This is a genomic window from Flavobacterium laiguense, from assembly GCF_003097655.1.
GTDB classification, from domain to species: domain Bacteria; phylum Bacteroidota; class Bacteroidia; order Flavobacteriales; family Flavobacteriaceae; genus Flavobacterium; species Flavobacterium laiguense.
This window is the reverse complement of the sequence record NZ_QCZH01000007.1, coordinates 138,334-154,314: the sequence shown is the minus strand read 5'-3', so window position 1 is coordinate 154,314 and position 15,981 is coordinate 138,334. Positions and strand designations below refer to the sequence as shown.

Genomic DNA, 15,981 nt, shown 5'->3' with positions numbered 1-15,981 from the left:
CAATTTTGAAAGCAAAAGCATTTGATACCCGATTATTCAAAAGAATATTAAAATATACCAAACCTTACCAATGGCGATTTAATGGCGTGATTATTTTTGCCATTTCGCTATCGTTTTTTGCGGCACTTCGCCCCTATTTACTCAAGCAAACTGTTGATAGTTACATCCAACCCAAAGATCAAAACGGATTATTGATGTACATAACCTTAATGGGAATTGTGCTTTTATTAGAAGTTTTCTCTCAATTCTACTTTGTTTTTTGGGCAAACTGGCTCGGACAAGACATTGTAAAAGACATTCGGATAAAAATGTTCAAACATATTCTAAGTTTCAGAATGAAATATTTTGATCACGTACCAGTAGGCCAACTCGTAACGCGTTCAGTATCGGATATTGAAGCGATTGCCCGTATTTTCAGTCAAGGGTTATTTATGATTATAAGTGACTTGATGAAAATGGTTGTGGTTCTTATTTTTATGTTTTATATGAACTGGAAACTAACTTGGATCGTGATTGTCGCTATGCCAATATTGGTTTTTATCACCCGTATTTTTCAAAAAAAGATGCAAATTGCCTTTGAAGAAGTACGAACACAAATTGCCAACATGAACTCCTTTGTTCAAGAAAGAGTCACCGGTATGAAAATTGTTCAGCTGTTTCACCGCGAAGATATTGAAGCCGAGAAATTCAGGGTGATCAATGACAAACACAATAGAGCTTGGATAAAAACAATTTTATACAACTCGATTTTCTTCCCAATTGCCGATATTATTTCGTCATTGACACTTGGTTTTATTGTTTTGTACGGAGGATTTCATATTTTAGAAGGTGATACTTCGACGACATTTGGGGATCTATTTTCATACACCATGTTCATTGGAATGTTGTTTAATCCCTTGCGTCAAATTGCTGATAAATTCAATGAGATGCAATTGGGAATGATTGCTGCCAACCGTGTTTTTGACATATTGGACACTCAGGATCAAATACAAGACACAGGAACCATTGAAGCGCCGACATTTCATGGAAATATTCGCTTTGAAGATGTTCGATTTGGCTATATTCCAAATGAGGAAGTCATAAAAGGAATTGATCTTGAAGTAACTGCCGGACAAACCATTGCCATAGTTGGATCTACCGGAGCGGGAAAATCGACAATCATTAATTTACTGAATCGTTTTTATGAAATTAACAGCGGTTCGATATATATAGACAATCACAATATTGAGAACTACACTTTGAGTTCTTTACGCAAGCAAATCGCGGTGGTTTTACAAGATGTTTTTCTTTTTGCCGATACTATTTTCAAAAATATAACACTCAATAATCCCGATATTTCCCGTGACCAAGTTTTGGCTGCAGCCAAAAAAATAGGCGTGCATGAATTCATCATGAGCTTACCGGACAATTACGATTTTGATGTAAAAGAACGTGGAGTAATGCTATCTTCGGGGCAACGACAGCTTATTGCATTTTTACGAGCGTATGTAAGTAATCCAAGTATTCTTATTCTGGACGAAGCAACTTCCTCAATCGATACCCATTCTGAAGAACTCATTCAGAGCGCTACCGAAACCATTACCAAAGGCAGAACATCAATCGTTATTGCGCATCGATTGGCCACCATTGTCAACGCCGATAAAATTGTGGTTATGGACAAAGGATTGATTGTTGAACAGGGTACACATCAAGAATTGATAAACCAAGAAAAGGGGTATTATAAAAACTTGTATGATTCGCAATTTTCGGTTGCAAACTGATTTTAAATTAAAGAAAATTATCACAATAACTGACATTACATTAGTAAAAACCCAAAGTAACATCTAAAAAACACTCGTTAAATATATTAATTCATTAATTTGAATATCTTTGAATATCTAAATTCAAATTCAAATGCCACAAATTAGAATTTATCCAAACGAACAATTTAAAGAAATAGAATTTGATTACTCTTTAAAACTTCGATATGCCATTTCAAACAAAGGGCGCTTAATTAGTTTTTCAGAAAACATAGAAGATTGTCGTCTTTTAAAAGGATCTTTAAGTGATGGTTATCCAATTTTTTCATTCCGAATCAAAAAAGACGGTAAAAGCATTAGCAAATGTTTATTTCTTTATAAATTAGTAGCTCAATATTTTATTCCGAAACAGTCTGAGGATCAAACGTATGTTTTACACTTGGATCACAGTCGTAATAACGATGATATCAACAATTTACGTTGGGCTACCAAAGCTGAAATGATTGAACATAGGAATAACAGTCCAAATATAATTCAGGCTAGAAAAAATTTAATCGAACACAACTTAAAAGCTGACGGAAGAAAATTAACGATTACCAAAGTCATGTTAATCAAAAAGATTTTAGCACGGCCAGAACAAAAAACTCGCCTGAAAATGATTGCCAAACAATTTGGTGTAAGCGAAATGCAAATCAGACGTATTGCCAGCGGTGAAAATTGGGGACATATAAAGATTTAACAATTAATAACTAAAAATTCTATTTTCTGCCCTAACCCTGATATTTTTTTTTCTTCGCAATAAAATCATTTCACGAAACATTGAATTTCATTTGTAACGAATAAAAAGGCTTACACCTCTTAAAAATAACACTTCCTACTGCTTATTAAATTAATGACTTAGATTATAAGATTATCACAAAATAGCCCAAAACTTTGTAGCTACTAAATTTTTCAATAATCAAATAAATCATTAAATTCGCAATCTCAATTTATTACAATAACCATTAAAATGAAATCAGCTTTTGCGAATTTCATTTTTACAATAATTTAAATAAAAAATATAAAATGACACGAGCGTTAGCGACTGCATTTCACCATTAAAAAACAAATAAAAAACTTTGAAATGACACGAGGCCTTGCCGACTGCATTTTGTACAAATAACAAATAAACAAGCACAAAATGAAATACGATATTATAGTTTTAGGAAGTGGCCCTGGAGGATATGTTACAGCAATTAGAGCCTCACAATTAGGATTTAAAGTTGCCGTAGTAGAAAAAGAAAACCTAGGTGGTGTATGTTTAAATTGGGGATGTATTCCAACTAAAGCATTATTAAAATCGGCTCAAGTTTTTGATTATCTAAAACACGCTTCAGATTACGGACTAACTGTAAAAGAATTCGATAAAGACTTTCCTGCTGTGGTTCAACGTAGCCGTGGGGTTGCCGAAGGAATGAGCAAAGGAGTTCAATTCTTGATGAAAAAAAATAAAATTGACGTTATTGATGGTTTTGGAAAGCTAAAAGCCGGTAAAAAACTAGACGTTACTGATAAAGACGGAAAAGTTACTGAATACAGCGCAGACCACATTATTATCGCTACTGGAGCTCGTTCACGTGAGTTACCAAACTTACCACAAGATGGAGTAAAAGTAATTGGATACCGTCAAGCAATGACATTACCAACTCAACCAAAATCTATGATTATTGTAGGTTCTGGAGCTATTGGAGTAGAATTTGCCCATTTCTACAACTCAATGGGAACTGATGTAACCATTGTAGAATTTATGCCAAACGTAGTTCCTGTAGAAGACGAAGATATCTCAAAACAATTTGAGCGTTCTTTGAAAAAAGCGGGTATCAAGATTATGACCAACTCTTCTGTTGAGCGTATTGATACAACTGGAAACGGAGTAAAAGCATTTGTGAAAACTGCAAAAGGAGAAGAAGTTCTTGAAGCTGACATTTTATTGTCTGCTGTTGGTATCAAAACTAACATCGAAAACATCGGATTAGAAGAAGTTGGTATCGCTACTGACAGAGATAAAATTTTGGTTAACGCATACAACCAAACGAATATCCCTGGATATTACGCTATTGGAGACGTTACTCCAGGACAAGCATTGGCTCACGTAGCTTCTGCTGAAGGAATTAACTGTGTGGAGAAAATTGCTGGATTGCACGTAGATCCTATCGATTACGGAAACGTTCCTGGATGTACCTATGCAACTCCTGAAATTGCTTCTGTTGGATTAACAGAAAAACAAGCTAAAGAAAAAGGATACGAATTAAAAATTGGTAAATTCCCATTCTCAGCTTCAGGAAAAGCGAAAGCTGCTGGAACTCCAGACGGTTTTGTAAAAGTAATTTTTGATGCTAAATATGGCGAATGGTTAGGATGTCACATGATCGGTGCTGGCGTTACAGATATGATTGCAGAAGCAGTTGTAGCCCGTAAACTAGAAACTACAGGACATGAAATCCTAAAATCTATCCACCCACACCCAACAATGAGTGAAGCGGTAATGGAAGCTGTTGCCGATGCATATGGAGAAGTGATCCATTTGTAATAAAATAAGATTTTATAAATTTAAAACCCGATTTGAAATATTCAAATCGGGTTTTTGTTTTAATCCAAAATATCAAATTTATAATGGACAATAACCAATATTCTGTTTTGTAAATCCCTAAATGTGAAGTATATTTACTACCAACTAAAATTAAAAAAAAATGCTACACAACAATATACTAGAAACTATTGGCAATACGCCTCATGTTAAAATCAATAAATTATTTGGTCCCGATACAAATGTTTGGGTAAAACTTGAAAGAGCAAACCCAGGCGCCAGCATCAAAGACAGAATCGCTTTGTCGATGATAGAGGATGCAGAACAAAAAGGATTGCTACAGAAAGACAGTACCATAATTGAGGCTACCTCTGGAAATACTGGTATTGGGCTTGCTATGGTCGCAGCAGTAAAAGGCTACCGATTAATCCTGGTCATGCCAGAATCCATGTCGGTAGAAAGACGCCGATTAATGAGTATTTATGGAGCCGAATTTGTCCTTACCCCACGCGAAAAAGGGATGAAAGGGGCTCTAGAAAAGGCCCAAGAATTAACAACCGAAATTCCACAAGCTTGGTCACCGCTACAGTTTGACAACCCCGCTAATATAGACATTCACAAAACCACTACCGCACAAGAAATCGTAAAAGCCTTCCCAAATGGCATCGACTATCTGATTACAGGAGTTGGAACTGGTGGACACATTACAGGTTGTGCCGAAATATTAAAACAACATTTCCCGAACCTAAAAGTTTTTGCCGTAGAACCCGAAGCCTCTCCAGTTATTAGCGGAGGAGCTCCTTCACCCCACCCTATTCAAGGTATTGGAGCCGGTTTTATCCCAACCAATTTACATACTGGAATTCTTGATGGTGTCATACAAGTAAGCAAAGATGAAGCATTTGAATATACCCAAAGAGCCGCCAAAGAAGAAGGTATTCTTCTAGGAATTTCTTCGGGAGCTTCCTTGGCGGCAGTTGCCAAAAAACTAAAAGAGATCCCTTCAGATGCCAAAATACTGACTTTTTGCTACGACACCGGAGAACGCTATTTAAGTATTGAAGGCTTATTTGAATAAAAACATAAATTCCCTAAAACCAACCGATTTGTGAAAGCAAGTCGGTTTTTTTATTTTATAAATTATAAGCAAAGTCATTTTTTATTTCTTCCATTACAAAAGAGCTTTGCACATTTGATATCCCTTTTATAACCGATAATTTATCAATAACAAACTTTTGATACTCATTCATATCATTGACTGCCACTTTCAATAAAAAATCATAATTTCCAGAAACGTGATAACATCCCATAATTTCGGGTAATGCAAGAATGTGCTGTTTAAAATCATCGATCAATTCTCTGGAATGTACCGCCAAAGTCACTTGACAATACACGCTTATCGATTTCCCTATTTTGGTAGCATCTAGCATAGCAACATATTTCTTGATGTACTGTTTTTGTTCCAGTTTCTTTATTCTTTCAAACGTGGGAGAAACAGATAAACCCACTTTTTCGGCTATTTCTTTCGTATTTAGTTTTGCATCTTGTTGCAAAAGCATCAAAATTTTTTTGTCGATAGCATCCATTTCAGAAAAATTATATGGTTTTAAAAAAGTAAACATTAAAATCAATACTAAAAAACTGTATTAAGGAACAAAATTAGAATTATATTTTGAATATAGATTCATATAAAGGATTTTAAATCTTAAAAATTACATTTGCAGAAATTTAAATATTATGATACCCATTTCAAAATCATTATCCGAACAAGACAATCAACGCTTATTCGATTTGAATCAATTTATAGAAAATGCAAGAGATAATTTCTTGGGTTATCCAGTATCAAAAGATTTTGACTATTCAGAAATCAACCATTTTTTGAAATATCCCATCAATAATTTGGGAGATCCTTTTGAAGACTGCACCTACAAAGTACAGACTCACGAACTCGAAAGAGAGGTCGTTGGTTTTTTTGCCAAATTATTCCGTGCCAATCCAAAAGATTATTGGGGTTACGTAACCAATGGGGGATCCGAAAGTAATTTATACGGCTTGTATTTAGCTCGTGAATTATACCCAAAAGCAATGGTATATTATTCGGAATCTACTCATTACAGTGTGCGCAAAAACATTCATTTGCTTAACATTCCAAGTATTGTTATTCGATCCCAAGAAAATGGAGAAATCGATTATGTCGATTTTGAAAATACTTTAAAAATGAATCGTCATAAGCCGGCTATTGTGCTTACCACCTTTGGTACAACAATGAAAGAAGCCAAAGACGATGTTTCAAAAATTAGAGATATTCTGAAAGGATTGGCCATACAAGACAGCTACATCCATTGTGACGCGGCCTTATCAGGCAGTTACGGTGCTTTTATGGAACCTCGATTTCCTTTTGATTTCAAAGATGGTGCCGATAGTATTTCTATTAGCGGCCATAAATTTATAGGTTCACCTATTCCGACAGGAGTTATCATCACGAAGCGTTCTAACAGAGACCGCATCTCGAAAGGAATTTCATACATTGGCTCATTAGACACCACGATTACAGGATCAAGAAACGGTCATTGTCCGTTGTTTTTATGGTATGCCATCAAAAAACTTGGAGTCCAAGGTTTAAAAAAACGCTATTTGCACAGTTTGGAAGTAGCCGAATACTGTGAACAAAGATTAAAAAGCATAGGCATTGCAGCATGGAGAAATCCAAATGCTATAACGGTTGTTTTTCCTAAAACAACAGAGGAAGTAAAATCAAAATGGCAATTGGCCACCGAAGGCGATATTTCGCATATTATTTGTATGCCCAATGTTACCAAGGAACAAATTGATCTATTCATTAATGACATAGAAAATTCTGTTGAAAAACAAGAAGAAATTGTAGAATTTAGTTTTTAAAAAGTATTGCCACAGAATAGACTTCACCGGACTTCGATCCACGGATTTTTTATTTTTTTTTAATCCATGACCCGAGCGATTCTGAATAAGCGAAGTAATCTGTGGCTTTATTTTAATTACTCCTGTATCTGCAAATTTTACATTTATAATTCCTACAAAAAATACATAAACAACCCAAATTTACAGGATTAATTGATATTACTTTGCTTCTACAATTCACAATCACTCAAATGTAAAATCTGTATCTAAATTGCATCCTTTAATTAGAAAAGCATTTTTACTTTCCACAATTTCAGCAATTTTATTTCCTTGTATCCCTTTGTTAATTTGGGCCTTTTAATTTATTGATTTTCTATTCTTGAAAGAAAACATTTTGGAACAAATCTAAAATGGAGAAATAAATTGTATTTTAGTTTTTTTTATAATTTTCAATAATTAAACCTAAAAATGAAAACCAAAGTATCGCTATTTTTTATTACCCTAATCAGTTATTCGTGCAGTATTAACCAAAATAAAACCCAACAAAGTAATTCACCAATTATTGGAACTTGGGAACTCATTTCGGCAACAACAAAAGATAAAGATTCTACTTTTTCTACTTTTAATCTGAAAACAAAAATGATAAAAATAATTAATCCAACTCACTTTTCCTTTTTTCAACATGACTTAACAATGGGCAAAGAAGCTAATCCGAAATTCACGGCTGGAGCTGGAAAATACACTTTAATCAATGACACCTACACCGAATATTTAGAATACTTCATTTACAGAGAATGGGAAAACAATAAATTTGAATTTAAAATTTCTATAAAAAACGACACTTTAACACAGCAAGGCATTGAGAAAGTAGAAAAACTAGGCGTTGACCGAATAATCACCGAAAAATACAAACGTGTAAAGAATTAAGGTATATTTAAGTTTAATAATCGCATTTTCAAAACTAACAACCAAAATGGGAAAATTAAATTCTAGATACCTAATACTACTGTTGACAATCATTATGGCGGGAAAAGCAAAAGCACAAGACTGGGCAAATTTAAACAAATACAAAAACGAAAATATACTCCTCGCTCCTCCTGCATCGGGAGAAAAAAGAGTAGTGTATTTTGGCGATTCCATTACCGAAGGCTGGGGAACCATTTATCCTGATTTTTTTATTGGAAAAACCTATATCAATCGGGGAATAAGCGGTCAAACTACCCCACAAATGCTACTGCGTTTTAGAACTGATGTTATTGAATTGAAACCCAAAATTGTCGTGATTTTGGCAGGAACCAATGACATTGCAGGAAACACGGGTCCTGCGACACTCGAAATGATTCTAGGAAATCTCATTTCTATGTGCGAATTGGCTAAAGCAAATGATATAAAAGTGGTACTTTGTTCTGTTCTTCCTGCTTATGATTACCCTTGGAAGTCCGGTCTTGAACCCGCTGAAAAAATTGCAGCACTCAATAAAATGATTATAAAATATGCTAAAGCCAATAACATTGCTTATGTTGATTATTATTCGACTATGGTAGATGATCGAAAAGGACTAAAATCTATTTATTCTCAAGATGGCGTGCATCCTAACAAAGAAGGCTATCGTGTGATGGGATCTATAATAGGAACAGTTATTAGTAATTTATAAGTTGTGTGATATAATTCCGAAAAAATCACAATTATGTTATATCTTTTTAAACCAATTTGTTTCAAGAGCAATTAACCCAATTCTTTGTTCAATCGTTGTTATTTTTTCTGAAAAACACCTTACTTTTATCCCTTTAAAATAACAATTCAATTTCATAATCATGACCAAAGATCTGATTGTCCACAATATTAGCGCTTTAAAAAGTCATTTTTCTATAAATTATAGCATCAAGACCAAAACAGAAGCTTTTACCGAGAAATTATTTTATACTTTATTTGATTCTAATGCACCGCTAAACGAAAGTATCGATGAGTTAGAAAAACAATTTAAAGAAATAGCTTCTATTGCCTGTAAAAAACCACAAGATTCATGTGAATATGCTTGGGATCATTTTCTGGAAAAACTCCCATCCGTACTCGAAAATTTGAATAAAGACGCTGCCTATACTTTAGAAAATGATCCAGCATCGAACGGAATTGAGGAGATCTATCTAGCTTATCCTGGCTTTTATGCCATTGCTATTTATAGATTAAGCCATGAGTTGTATCTGCTCGATTTATTGCTTTTCTCAAGACTAATGAGCGAATATGCCCATCGTATTACGGGTACAGATATTCACGCAGGTGCTACCATTGACTCACCTTTCTTTATTGACCACGCTACCGGAATCGTAATTGGCGAAACCACCGTTATCGAAAAGAACGTAAAAATATACCAAGGAGTAACATTGGGTGCCTTAAGCGTGAGTAAAGACATGAAAAACTCCAAAAGACATCCTACTGTAGAGAAAAATGTTTGCCTTTATGCCAATGCCACGATTTTGGGCGGTACAACAATCATTGGTGAAAATAGCATTGTAGGGGGGAATTCATGGGTAACCAAATCAATTCCTGCAGATTCAATTGTATTGAATACCACTACAACCGAAGTTAAAATAAAAGAGAAACACTAATATGAAGACCTATAAATTAGTAGAATTAATCGGGAATACCCCATTGGTAGAAACAACCCGATTGATTAAAAATAAAAATGTAAAACTTTTATTAAAACTCGAAGGAGACAATCCTGGAGGTAGTGTAAAAGACCGTGCTGCCTACAATATGATTGCATCGGCTATTGAAAGAGGCGACATCAAAAAAGGGGATAAATTAATTGAAGCAACGAGTGGTAATACTGGAATTGCCTTGGCTATGATAGCCCAATTATTCAATATAGAAATCGAATTGGTATTACCCGAAGATTCTACCATTGAGCGCACGCAAACCATGCAAGCATATGGCGCAACGGTTATTCAAACACCAGCCAGTTTGGGAATAATAGGTTCTAGAGATTATGCCGATAAGAAAGTGGCCGAGGGAGGTTATGTGATGCTGAATCAGTTTGCAAATGATGACAACTGGAAAGCGCACTACAAAACGACAGGTCCCGAAATCTGGAATGATACCGATGGAACCATAACTCATTTTGTATCGGCTATGGGAACAACGGGAACGATTATGGGAACCTCAACTTACTTGAAAGAGAAAAACCCAAATATTCAAATCGTAGGTGCACAACCGAGTGAAGGCTCTCAAATTCCCGGTATTCGAAAATGGCCAGAAGAATATTTGCCTAAAATTTTTGATCCCTCAAAAGTAGATCTTACTGTTGACGTCAGCGAAAAAGAAGCCCGTGAAATGACCAAAAGATTAGCGCAGGAAGAAGGCGTTTTTGCAGGTATGAGCAGCGGAGGATCTGTAGCGGTAGCGGTAAAAATTGCTAACCAACTAGAATCGGGAGTGGTGGTTGCTATTATCTGTGATCGTGGAGATCGTTATTTATCTTCGGATTTATTTGATTAAAGAAATGAAAGATCTTATCCAGAAAAATATAAGCGGCAAAAAAGTGTTATTGTTTTTTATACTAGCCAACCTAGTATATGCCGCTATGCTCATTATTACTATCCCCGAAGTAATGCATTATTCGGGAGGCATGAAAATCTTGGATATGATGCCTACGGGCTATGATACTTATTATGTCAACACACTTTTAAATACTTTGGGAAAGTCCGGTAGAGATTCGTACTTAAATCATCAACTTCCGTTAGATCTGATATATCCAGCGCTTTTTGGAATAAGTTCGTGTTTGGTACTCGCTTATTTTCTAAACAAGCTAAAGAAATTAGACAGTCTTTTATTCTATTTGTGTTTAATCCCTTTGATTTCAGGATTCTTTGATTACGGCGAAAACATTGGAATTATTAGCATGTTGAGAGATTACCCAAACATTAGTGTATTGCAAGTTCAAATTACAAGTACCTTTTCAATTTTAAAAAGTATACTCACTTCCATTTATTTCATTATTCTTATCATAACTTTATTGGCCGTTGCCAAAAATAACTTTTTTCCTAAAAAGGGTTAAAATCAGATTCAGCAAGAAGAATTATAAATACCAAATTCTATTGCTGAATCTATATTTAAAATCAATATAAAATCACTCCTGATCTCTAGAGTGAAATCTTTTACTATCAGTTGGAACTTCATTTCTATCAAACATTCCATAATCACGTTTTACCTCTGCTATTCGAAGGTGATAGTCTTTAAATATACCATCCCTACCTTTGGATTGTGCCCAACGGTGCATTTCAAGGCTTCTCCATTGTTGGATACTTTCTTCATTTTTCCAAAATGACAAAGACAAAACTTTTTCCGGATCATTCAAACTCTGAAACCTTTCAATAGAAATAAATCCTTCGATTCTATCCAATTCAGGCCTTAATTGGGAAGCGATTTCTAAATATTCTGCTTTTTTTCCCTCACTAGGGATTACTTCAAAAATTACTGCAATCATGGTTCTTTATATTAAATTGAAATTAAAATATTCTTAGGAAGCCTAGCATTCGATAAGGGTTCATATTGAATATTTTCATCTAGAAGCGAGACATTTTTATATTGCTCAAATAAATACAGTAAAGCATCTGTGCCTAATTGTATAGAAAAATGTTTAGCCAAACATCCATGTCCGCCAATACCAAAGGTTAAATGCTCTCCATTATTGATACGTGTTGGATCGAAATTTTCAGGATTTAAAAACTGATTTACATCCCGATTGGCAGAGGCAAGTACTAAAATTATTTTGTCTCCTTTTTTGATTACCCTATCATTCAGAACAATATCTCCAACAGCAACCCTACGAGTAGTATGAATAGGCGGGTCAAATCTCAATGATTCTATTATCGCACTTTGCATCCAATCTCTTTCGATCGCTAAATTCAAAAGGGAATGATTCTTATTTAGTATTTGGAGCAAAGCATTACTCAAAAGCCCTCGTCCTGCATCATAACTTTGAATAAATAACCCAATTATGTTACACACACACAATGACAAAATTTCTTTTGTGCTTATTTGATATTTTTCAAAAAGTGTTTTCTCCAAAATAGTATAAAAAGCTGAAGCAACTAAGTGTTTTTCGGCAATTTCATAAATCTCCTTTGCAATTGTATTAATAGAATCCACCTGCATTTGAGTTTTGTTTGGCAGCATTATCTTGGTAAGCTGTTCTATGTTTTCAGAAATAAAAAGGGAGTCTTTATCATTAAAACCAAAATTTTTCAAAACCACCAACACAGGCAATTGTTTGCAAACTGAATTTACCCAATCCAATTCAGATTTATTTTCTTTCCTTTCCAGTAACTGTTCTAGAATTTTGTTAGTGGTCACGGCATTCATATTAGAAAATAAAAGCATAGCCACTTCCCTTGAGATATCATGCTGAATCCCATTGCTCAACCGTGCCAACTGATTCGATATTTCTAAAGCACTGTCGTTTAAACCCTGCTCGTTGTTTGGATTAATCTCTGGAATGTAAGCCAAATCACTATTGAGAATTGATACACAGGCATCATACGAATAGAGTACCCAAATTTGGTTTTCCTTGTCCCAATAAACTGGATTCTGGGCAATCATCGTTTTATAAAGACCATAGGGATCTTGAATTTCCGACTGTAAAAATAAAGTTGTTGTCATGGTTTCTAAATTATTTTACAAAGATAATTACCTTTGCCTCCTAACACTTCATTTTGCACTTAACTGTCGATGTCTATAAATGGAAAATCAATTTAAACAAATCGCTACTCTTATAGGTGACCCAACTAGGGCAACCATAATGTGGACTTTACTAGAAGGGAAAGCTTTTACAGCAACTGAGTTGGCTATTGCCGTTACTACTTCCCCACAAAATATCAGTATGCATTTAACTAAATTAGTACAGGCAAACTTATTGGTTGTAGAAAGTCAGGGGAGGCATAAATACTACCGTTTTGCCAGAAAAGAAATTGCATATGCCATTGAAGCTATGATAAGTCTGGTCCCACCATCCATAAGTACCCAAAGCACCAAAACCGAAAAAATCTCTGGTATAAAACATTGCAGAACTTGTTATGACCATTTAGCTGGAAAAGTAGGTGTGGCTCTAACAGATAGTTTATTGCAACAACAGTTACTGCTTGACACCTCTGGAGGATTTGAAATAAGTCCCGAAGGTGAAAAATGGTTTACTGAATTTGGAATTCCATTAACCGTTTTAAAACAACAAAAGCGCTCTTTCCTTCGGCCTTGTTTGGATTGGAGTGAAAGAAGACCTCATATGGCTGGTTCAGTTGCCACGGCATTACTCGATAAAATGTTACTCGAGAATTGGCTTCGTAAAACCAAAGACTCAAGAGCACTCACTGTAACTGCAAAGGGTAAAAAAGAATTTCAATCTCGTTTAGGAATTACTATCTAAAATATAAAAAAATATATGTTCAATAAATCAAATTTTAAAGAGTGGTTTGATCGCTATAAATATTCTGAGCTTGCAGCCACAAGTGCTGCATTACTTGCCTCACAATTCAGCAGAATTTTTAGTGCATTGACCACAGCGTATCTAATTACGTTTGCCGAATATTTTGCGTTTTATGGCATCATGATTTACCGATCTTATAAAAGACATAAACTTCAGCATCAAAAAACAACTCTAAAGGGAATCCTGTACTTAATCCGGAATTTATTTCTTGAATTTGGTTATCCAGCCGCTTTAGATTTCTTTTTCATTCGCCCTTTATGCATGTATTGGATGCCCATATTAACCGGAAATTATTTCCTTGGAATCATTGTTGGTAAAATTACAGCTGATTCTTTTTTCTACGCTTTATCGATTATCAACTACGAAATGATTAAGAAGAAAGGATAATTGTTTCTATAAAATAAGGGATACTCTAAAACAGCAAAAGGTTCGGTTTATCATTAAACCGAACCTTTTGTTATTTTATTATTGTTTTAAACCAAAGTAGCTGTGGTTGTAATTTCGGCGGTGAGTAGTTTGGAAATCGGGCAATTTTTCTCCGCTTTTGTAACTAATTCTTGGAAAGTTTCATTCGAAATGCCGCTTATTTTAGCATTGACTGTTAAATGAGAACTGATTATCGTTCCTTCTACCAAATTAATATCGCATTTCGTTTCTATACTTTCTATTACTGCACTCGTCTCACTGATAAAAGCTGAAAGTTGCATTGTAAAACAACCAGAGTGAGCTGCCGCAACAAGTTCTTCGGGATTGGTACCTACTCCTTCCTCAAATCGGGATTTGAATGAATATTGAGTATTTTCTAAAGTTTTACTTTGTGTTGTTAATTTACCGGCTCCTTCTTTTAGTGAACCATTCCAAACTGCGGTTGCGTTTCTTTTCATAATAGTCTTATTTTTTAGTTTACTCAAATTTAGTTTTTTTAATGCATAAAATGATTTCGAGAACTGATTTATTTAACTAAAATTCATAATGAATGAGAACATAAAATATTGTTTCCATAATATTTTGTATCTTGTAAGTCAGTTTCTTACCCTATTAAAACGCAATTGAATTAAACCTTAACAGTTGAAACAAAACAATATGGTACCACTTCCAAAAATGCCTATTTCGTCTGATATTGCAAAAAGAATTTCAGCTTTAGAAATCCTCCAATATATCTTTCTCCTATCGGTGCTGCTTTATTTTGGAAAAACACTATTTATTCCGCTCAGTTTTGCCATGCTTATCAGTTTTATACTTTATCCCGTTTGCAAATGGATGGAACAAAAAGGAATCCATAAAAGTGTAGCAATTGGAATTTCCTTATTTATCGTTACCCTTTTTTTTGGGGCCATTTTATATTTACTTATCTCGCAAATACTCCAATTTTCTAGCGAATGGCAAACATTAGAATTAAAACTTGAGGAATCTCTAAATCAGTTGAGTGTATTTCTAACCAATCACTTTGGGGTAAATGAGGAAAAACAGTTAGACTATATTAAAAATGCAGTAAACAATTCGGGATCTCAAATTTTTCCTTTTCTTAAAAGCACAATCTATTCCTTTTCTGAATCCCTATTTTCTCTTCTAATAATCCCCATTTTTACGGCAATAATACTATCCTATCGTCAATTATTGACACAGGCTCTTTATCAAATTTTCCCGCCGAATAAAAAAGAAATGATACACGAAATTATCATTGAAACCATTCATGAATACTATAAATTCATAAAAGGGATGCTGATGGTTTATTTAATCGTTGGAATTCTGAATAGCATCGGGCTCGCCATTATTGGCATTCCCTACCCTTTCCTTTTTGGCTTCACGGCTTCTATACTTACCTTTATCCCTTATGTTGGCATCATGATATCTTCACTTTTACCCATTACAGTGGCTTGGATTACGTTCAATTCTATTTGGTACCCGTTGGGTGTTGTAGCAGTCTTTTCAGCGGTTCAAGTTCTCGAAGCTTACATTATATTTCCCTATGCGGTGGGAAGTCGTTTAAAGATAAATACACTCGCCATTCTAGTTATGATTATTGCCGGCGGAATTATTTGGGGAGCTTCAGGAATGATTCTGTTTATTCCATTCATTAGCATTATAAAACTTATTGCCGATCGAACCGAAAGTCTTAAGACTTTATCTGTGTTATTGAGTGATGGGAAACAAAAAAAATGACAATTTCAATTTCAATGGCAATAGCAATTTCGGTGGTAAAAATCTTTCTAAATTTGTTAAAAACTAAAAACCACAACTCCTGTTTATTCCCTATACTTTACTAATTTTAGCCATTAAAATCTTAATCTTTCAGCAATGCCATTATTCCAAAAATCGGT

At 34.6% G+C, this 15,981-nt stretch carries 17 protein-coding genes; 13 read left to right on the top strand and 4 right to left on the bottom strand.

The window, feature by feature from the left end:
* The first annotated feature begins 5 nt into the window (after window positions 1-5).
* The 4 genes from DB891_RS08905 to cysK all read left to right on the top strand — a co-directional run bounded on the left by DB891_RS08905 (window position 6) and on the right by cysK (window position 5,383).
* A complete protein-coding gene (locus DB891_RS08905; protein WP_116762661.1) occupies window positions 6-1,760 on the top strand; it encodes an ABC transporter ATP-binding protein in 1,755 nt (584 codons plus the stop codon).
* A gap of 133 nt (window positions 1,761-1,893) precedes the next feature.
* Window positions 1,894-2,478, top strand: coding sequence for an NUMOD4 domain-containing protein (locus DB891_RS08900; protein ID WP_116762659.1), 585 nt, complete (start codon window positions 1,894-1,896; stop codon window positions 2,476-2,478).
* Window positions 2,479-2,919: 441 nt separating this feature from the next.
* Complete coding sequence (gene lpdA, locus DB891_RS08895) at window positions 2,920-4,308, top strand: dihydrolipoyl dehydrogenase (RefSeq protein WP_116762657.1); 1,389 nt, start codon at window positions 2,920-2,922, stop codon at window positions 4,306-4,308.
* Window positions 4,309-4,468: 160 nt separating this feature from the next.
* Window positions 4,469-5,383: a cysteine synthase A gene (gene cysK / locus DB891_RS08890; RefSeq protein WP_116762655.1), complete on the top strand. Its 915-nt coding sequence runs from the start codon at window positions 4,469-4,471 to the stop codon at window positions 5,381-5,383.
* 55 nt (window positions 5,384-5,438) lie between these two features.
* Here cysK and DB891_RS08885 read toward each other — a convergent pair whose 3' ends face one another.
* Complete coding sequence (locus DB891_RS08885) at window positions 5,439-5,891, bottom strand: Lrp/AsnC family transcriptional regulator (protein ID WP_116762715.1); 453 nt, start codon at window positions 5,889-5,891, stop codon at window positions 5,439-5,441.
* A 151-nt stretch (window positions 5,892-6,042) separates the two neighbouring features.
* Here DB891_RS08885 and DB891_RS08880 point away from each other — a divergent pair, with 151 nt between their 5' ends.
* From DB891_RS08880 to DB891_RS08855, 6 genes are all read left to right on the top strand, one after another.
* Window positions 6,043-7,203, top strand: a complete 1,161-nt coding sequence (locus DB891_RS08880; RefSeq protein WP_116762653.1) for a histidine decarboxylase — start codon at window positions 6,043-6,045, stop codon at window positions 7,201-7,203.
* A gap of 447 nt (window positions 7,204-7,650) precedes the next feature.
* Window positions 7,651-8,109, top strand: a complete 459-nt coding sequence (locus DB891_RS08875) for a hypothetical protein (protein ID WP_116762651.1) — start codon at window positions 7,651-7,653, stop codon at window positions 8,107-8,109.
* Between the two features lie 46 nt (window positions 8,110-8,155).
* Window positions 8,156-8,836, top strand: coding sequence for an SGNH/GDSL hydrolase family protein (locus DB891_RS08870; protein ID WP_223256077.1), 681 nt, complete (start codon window positions 8,156-8,158; stop codon window positions 8,834-8,836).
* Window positions 8,837-8,996: 160 nt separating this feature from the next.
* Window positions 8,997-9,788: a serine O-acetyltransferase EpsC gene (gene epsC / locus DB891_RS08865; protein ID WP_116762649.1), complete on the top strand. Its 792-nt coding sequence runs from the start codon at window positions 8,997-8,999 to the stop codon at window positions 9,786-9,788.
* Window position 9,789: 1 nt separating this feature from the next.
* The gene (gene cysM / locus DB891_RS08860) at window positions 9,790-10,677 is read left to right on the top strand and encodes a cysteine synthase CysM (protein WP_116762647.1); all 888 of its coding nucleotides are present in this window, start codon (window positions 9,790-9,792) and stop codon (window positions 10,675-10,677) included.
* Window positions 10,678-10,681: 4 nt separating this feature from the next.
* Window positions 10,682-11,236 carry a hypothetical protein gene (locus DB891_RS08855; protein WP_116762711.1) on the top strand — a complete coding sequence of 185 codons (555 nt, stop codon included), beginning with the start codon at window positions 10,682-10,684 and terminating at the stop codon, window positions 11,234-11,236.
* A 72-nt stretch (window positions 11,237-11,308) separates the two neighbouring features.
* Here DB891_RS08855 and DB891_RS08850 read toward each other — a convergent pair whose 3' ends face one another.
* Entirely contained in the window at window positions 11,309-11,665 is a 357-nt protein-coding gene (locus DB891_RS08850; protein ID WP_116762645.1) for an antibiotic biosynthesis monooxygenase family protein, read from the bottom strand.
* An 11-nt stretch (window positions 11,666-11,676) separates the two neighbouring features.
* On the bottom strand, window positions 11,677-12,840 hold the full coding sequence (locus tag DB891_RS08845; RefSeq protein ID WP_116762643.1) for a cytochrome P450: 1,164 nt from the start codon (window positions 12,838-12,840) through the stop codon (window positions 11,677-11,679).
* Between the two features lie 79 nt (window positions 12,841-12,919).
* Here DB891_RS08845 and DB891_RS08840 point away from each other — a divergent pair, with 79 nt between their 5' ends.
* Both DB891_RS08840 and DB891_RS08835 read left to right on the top strand, forming a co-directional pair.
* On the top strand, window positions 12,920-13,600 hold the full coding sequence (locus DB891_RS08840) for an ArsR/SmtB family transcription factor (protein ID WP_116762641.1): 681 nt from the start codon (window positions 12,920-12,922) through the stop codon (window positions 13,598-13,600).
* Between the two features lie 15 nt (window positions 13,601-13,615).
* On the top strand, window positions 13,616-14,047 hold the full coding sequence (locus tag DB891_RS08835) for a hypothetical protein (RefSeq protein WP_116762638.1): 432 nt from the start codon (window positions 13,616-13,618) through the stop codon (window positions 14,045-14,047).
* An 86-nt stretch (window positions 14,048-14,133) separates the two neighbouring features.
* Here DB891_RS08835 and DB891_RS08830 read toward each other — a convergent pair whose 3' ends face one another.
* The gene (locus DB891_RS08830; RefSeq protein WP_116762636.1) at window positions 14,134-14,544 is read right to left on the bottom strand and encodes an OsmC family peroxiredoxin; all 411 of its coding nucleotides are present in this window, start codon (window positions 14,542-14,544) and stop codon (window positions 14,134-14,136) included.
* A 199-nt stretch (window positions 14,545-14,743) separates the two neighbouring features.
* Between DB891_RS08830 and DB891_RS08825 the strand changes: the two genes are divergently transcribed.
* On the top strand, window positions 14,744-15,823 hold the full coding sequence (locus DB891_RS08825; RefSeq protein WP_116762634.1) for an AI-2E family transporter: 1,080 nt from the start codon (window positions 14,744-14,746) through the stop codon (window positions 15,821-15,823).
* Window positions 15,824-15,981 lie beyond the last annotated feature (158 nt).

What these genes read in the sequence shown, in the direction of transcription:
- DB891_RS08900 (WP_116762659.1), top strand. Translation starts at nt 1,894, where the DNA reads ATGCCACAAATTAGAATTTATCCAAACGAACAATTTAAAGAAATAGAA.
- lpdA (WP_116762657.1), top strand. Translation starts at nt 2,920, where the DNA reads ATGAAATACGATATTATAGTTTTAGGAAGTGGCCCTGGAGGATATGTT.
- cysK (WP_116762655.1), top strand. Translation starts at nt 4,469, where the DNA reads ATGCTACACAACAATATACTAGAAACTATTGGCAATACGCCTCATGTT.
- DB891_RS08885 (WP_116762715.1), bottom strand. Translation starts at nt 5,891, where the DNA reads ATGGATGCTATCGACAAAAAAATTTTGATGCTTTTGCAACAAGATGCA.
- DB891_RS08880 (WP_116762653.1), top strand. Translation starts at nt 6,043, where the DNA reads ATGATACCCATTTCAAAATCATTATCCGAACAAGACAATCAACGCTTA.
- DB891_RS08875 (WP_116762651.1), top strand. Translation starts at nt 7,651, where the DNA reads ATGAAAACCAAAGTATCGCTATTTTTTATTACCCTAATCAGTTATTCG.
- DB891_RS08870 (WP_223256077.1), top strand. Translation starts at nt 8,156, where the DNA reads ATGGGAAAATTAAATTCTAGATACCTAATACTACTGTTGACAATCATT.
- epsC (WP_116762649.1), top strand. Translation starts at nt 8,997, where the DNA reads ATGACCAAAGATCTGATTGTCCACAATATTAGCGCTTTAAAAAGTCAT.
- cysM (WP_116762647.1), top strand. Translation starts at nt 9,790, where the DNA reads ATGAAGACCTATAAATTAGTAGAATTAATCGGGAATACCCCATTGGTA.
- DB891_RS08855 (WP_116762711.1), top strand. Translation starts at nt 10,682, where the DNA reads ATGAAAGATCTTATCCAGAAAAATATAAGCGGCAAAAAAGTGTTATTG.
- DB891_RS08850 (WP_116762645.1), bottom strand. Translation starts at nt 11,665, where the DNA reads ATGATTGCAGTAATTTTTGAAGTAATCCCTAGTGAGGGAAAAAAAGCA.
- DB891_RS08845 (WP_116762643.1), bottom strand. Translation starts at nt 12,840, where the DNA reads ATGACAACAACTTTATTTTTACAGTCGGAAATTCAAGATCCCTATGGT.
- DB891_RS08840 (WP_116762641.1), top strand. Translation starts at nt 12,920, where the DNA reads ATGGAAAATCAATTTAAACAAATCGCTACTCTTATAGGTGACCCAACT.
- DB891_RS08835 (WP_116762638.1), top strand. Translation starts at nt 13,616, where the DNA reads ATGTTCAATAAATCAAATTTTAAAGAGTGGTTTGATCGCTATAAATAT.
- DB891_RS08830 (WP_116762636.1), bottom strand. Translation starts at nt 14,544, where the DNA reads ATGAAAAGAAACGCAACCGCAGTTTGGAATGGTTCACTAAAAGAAGGA.
- DB891_RS08825 (WP_116762634.1), top strand. Translation starts at nt 14,744, where the DNA reads ATGGTACCACTTCCAAAAATGCCTATTTCGTCTGATATTGCAAAAAGA.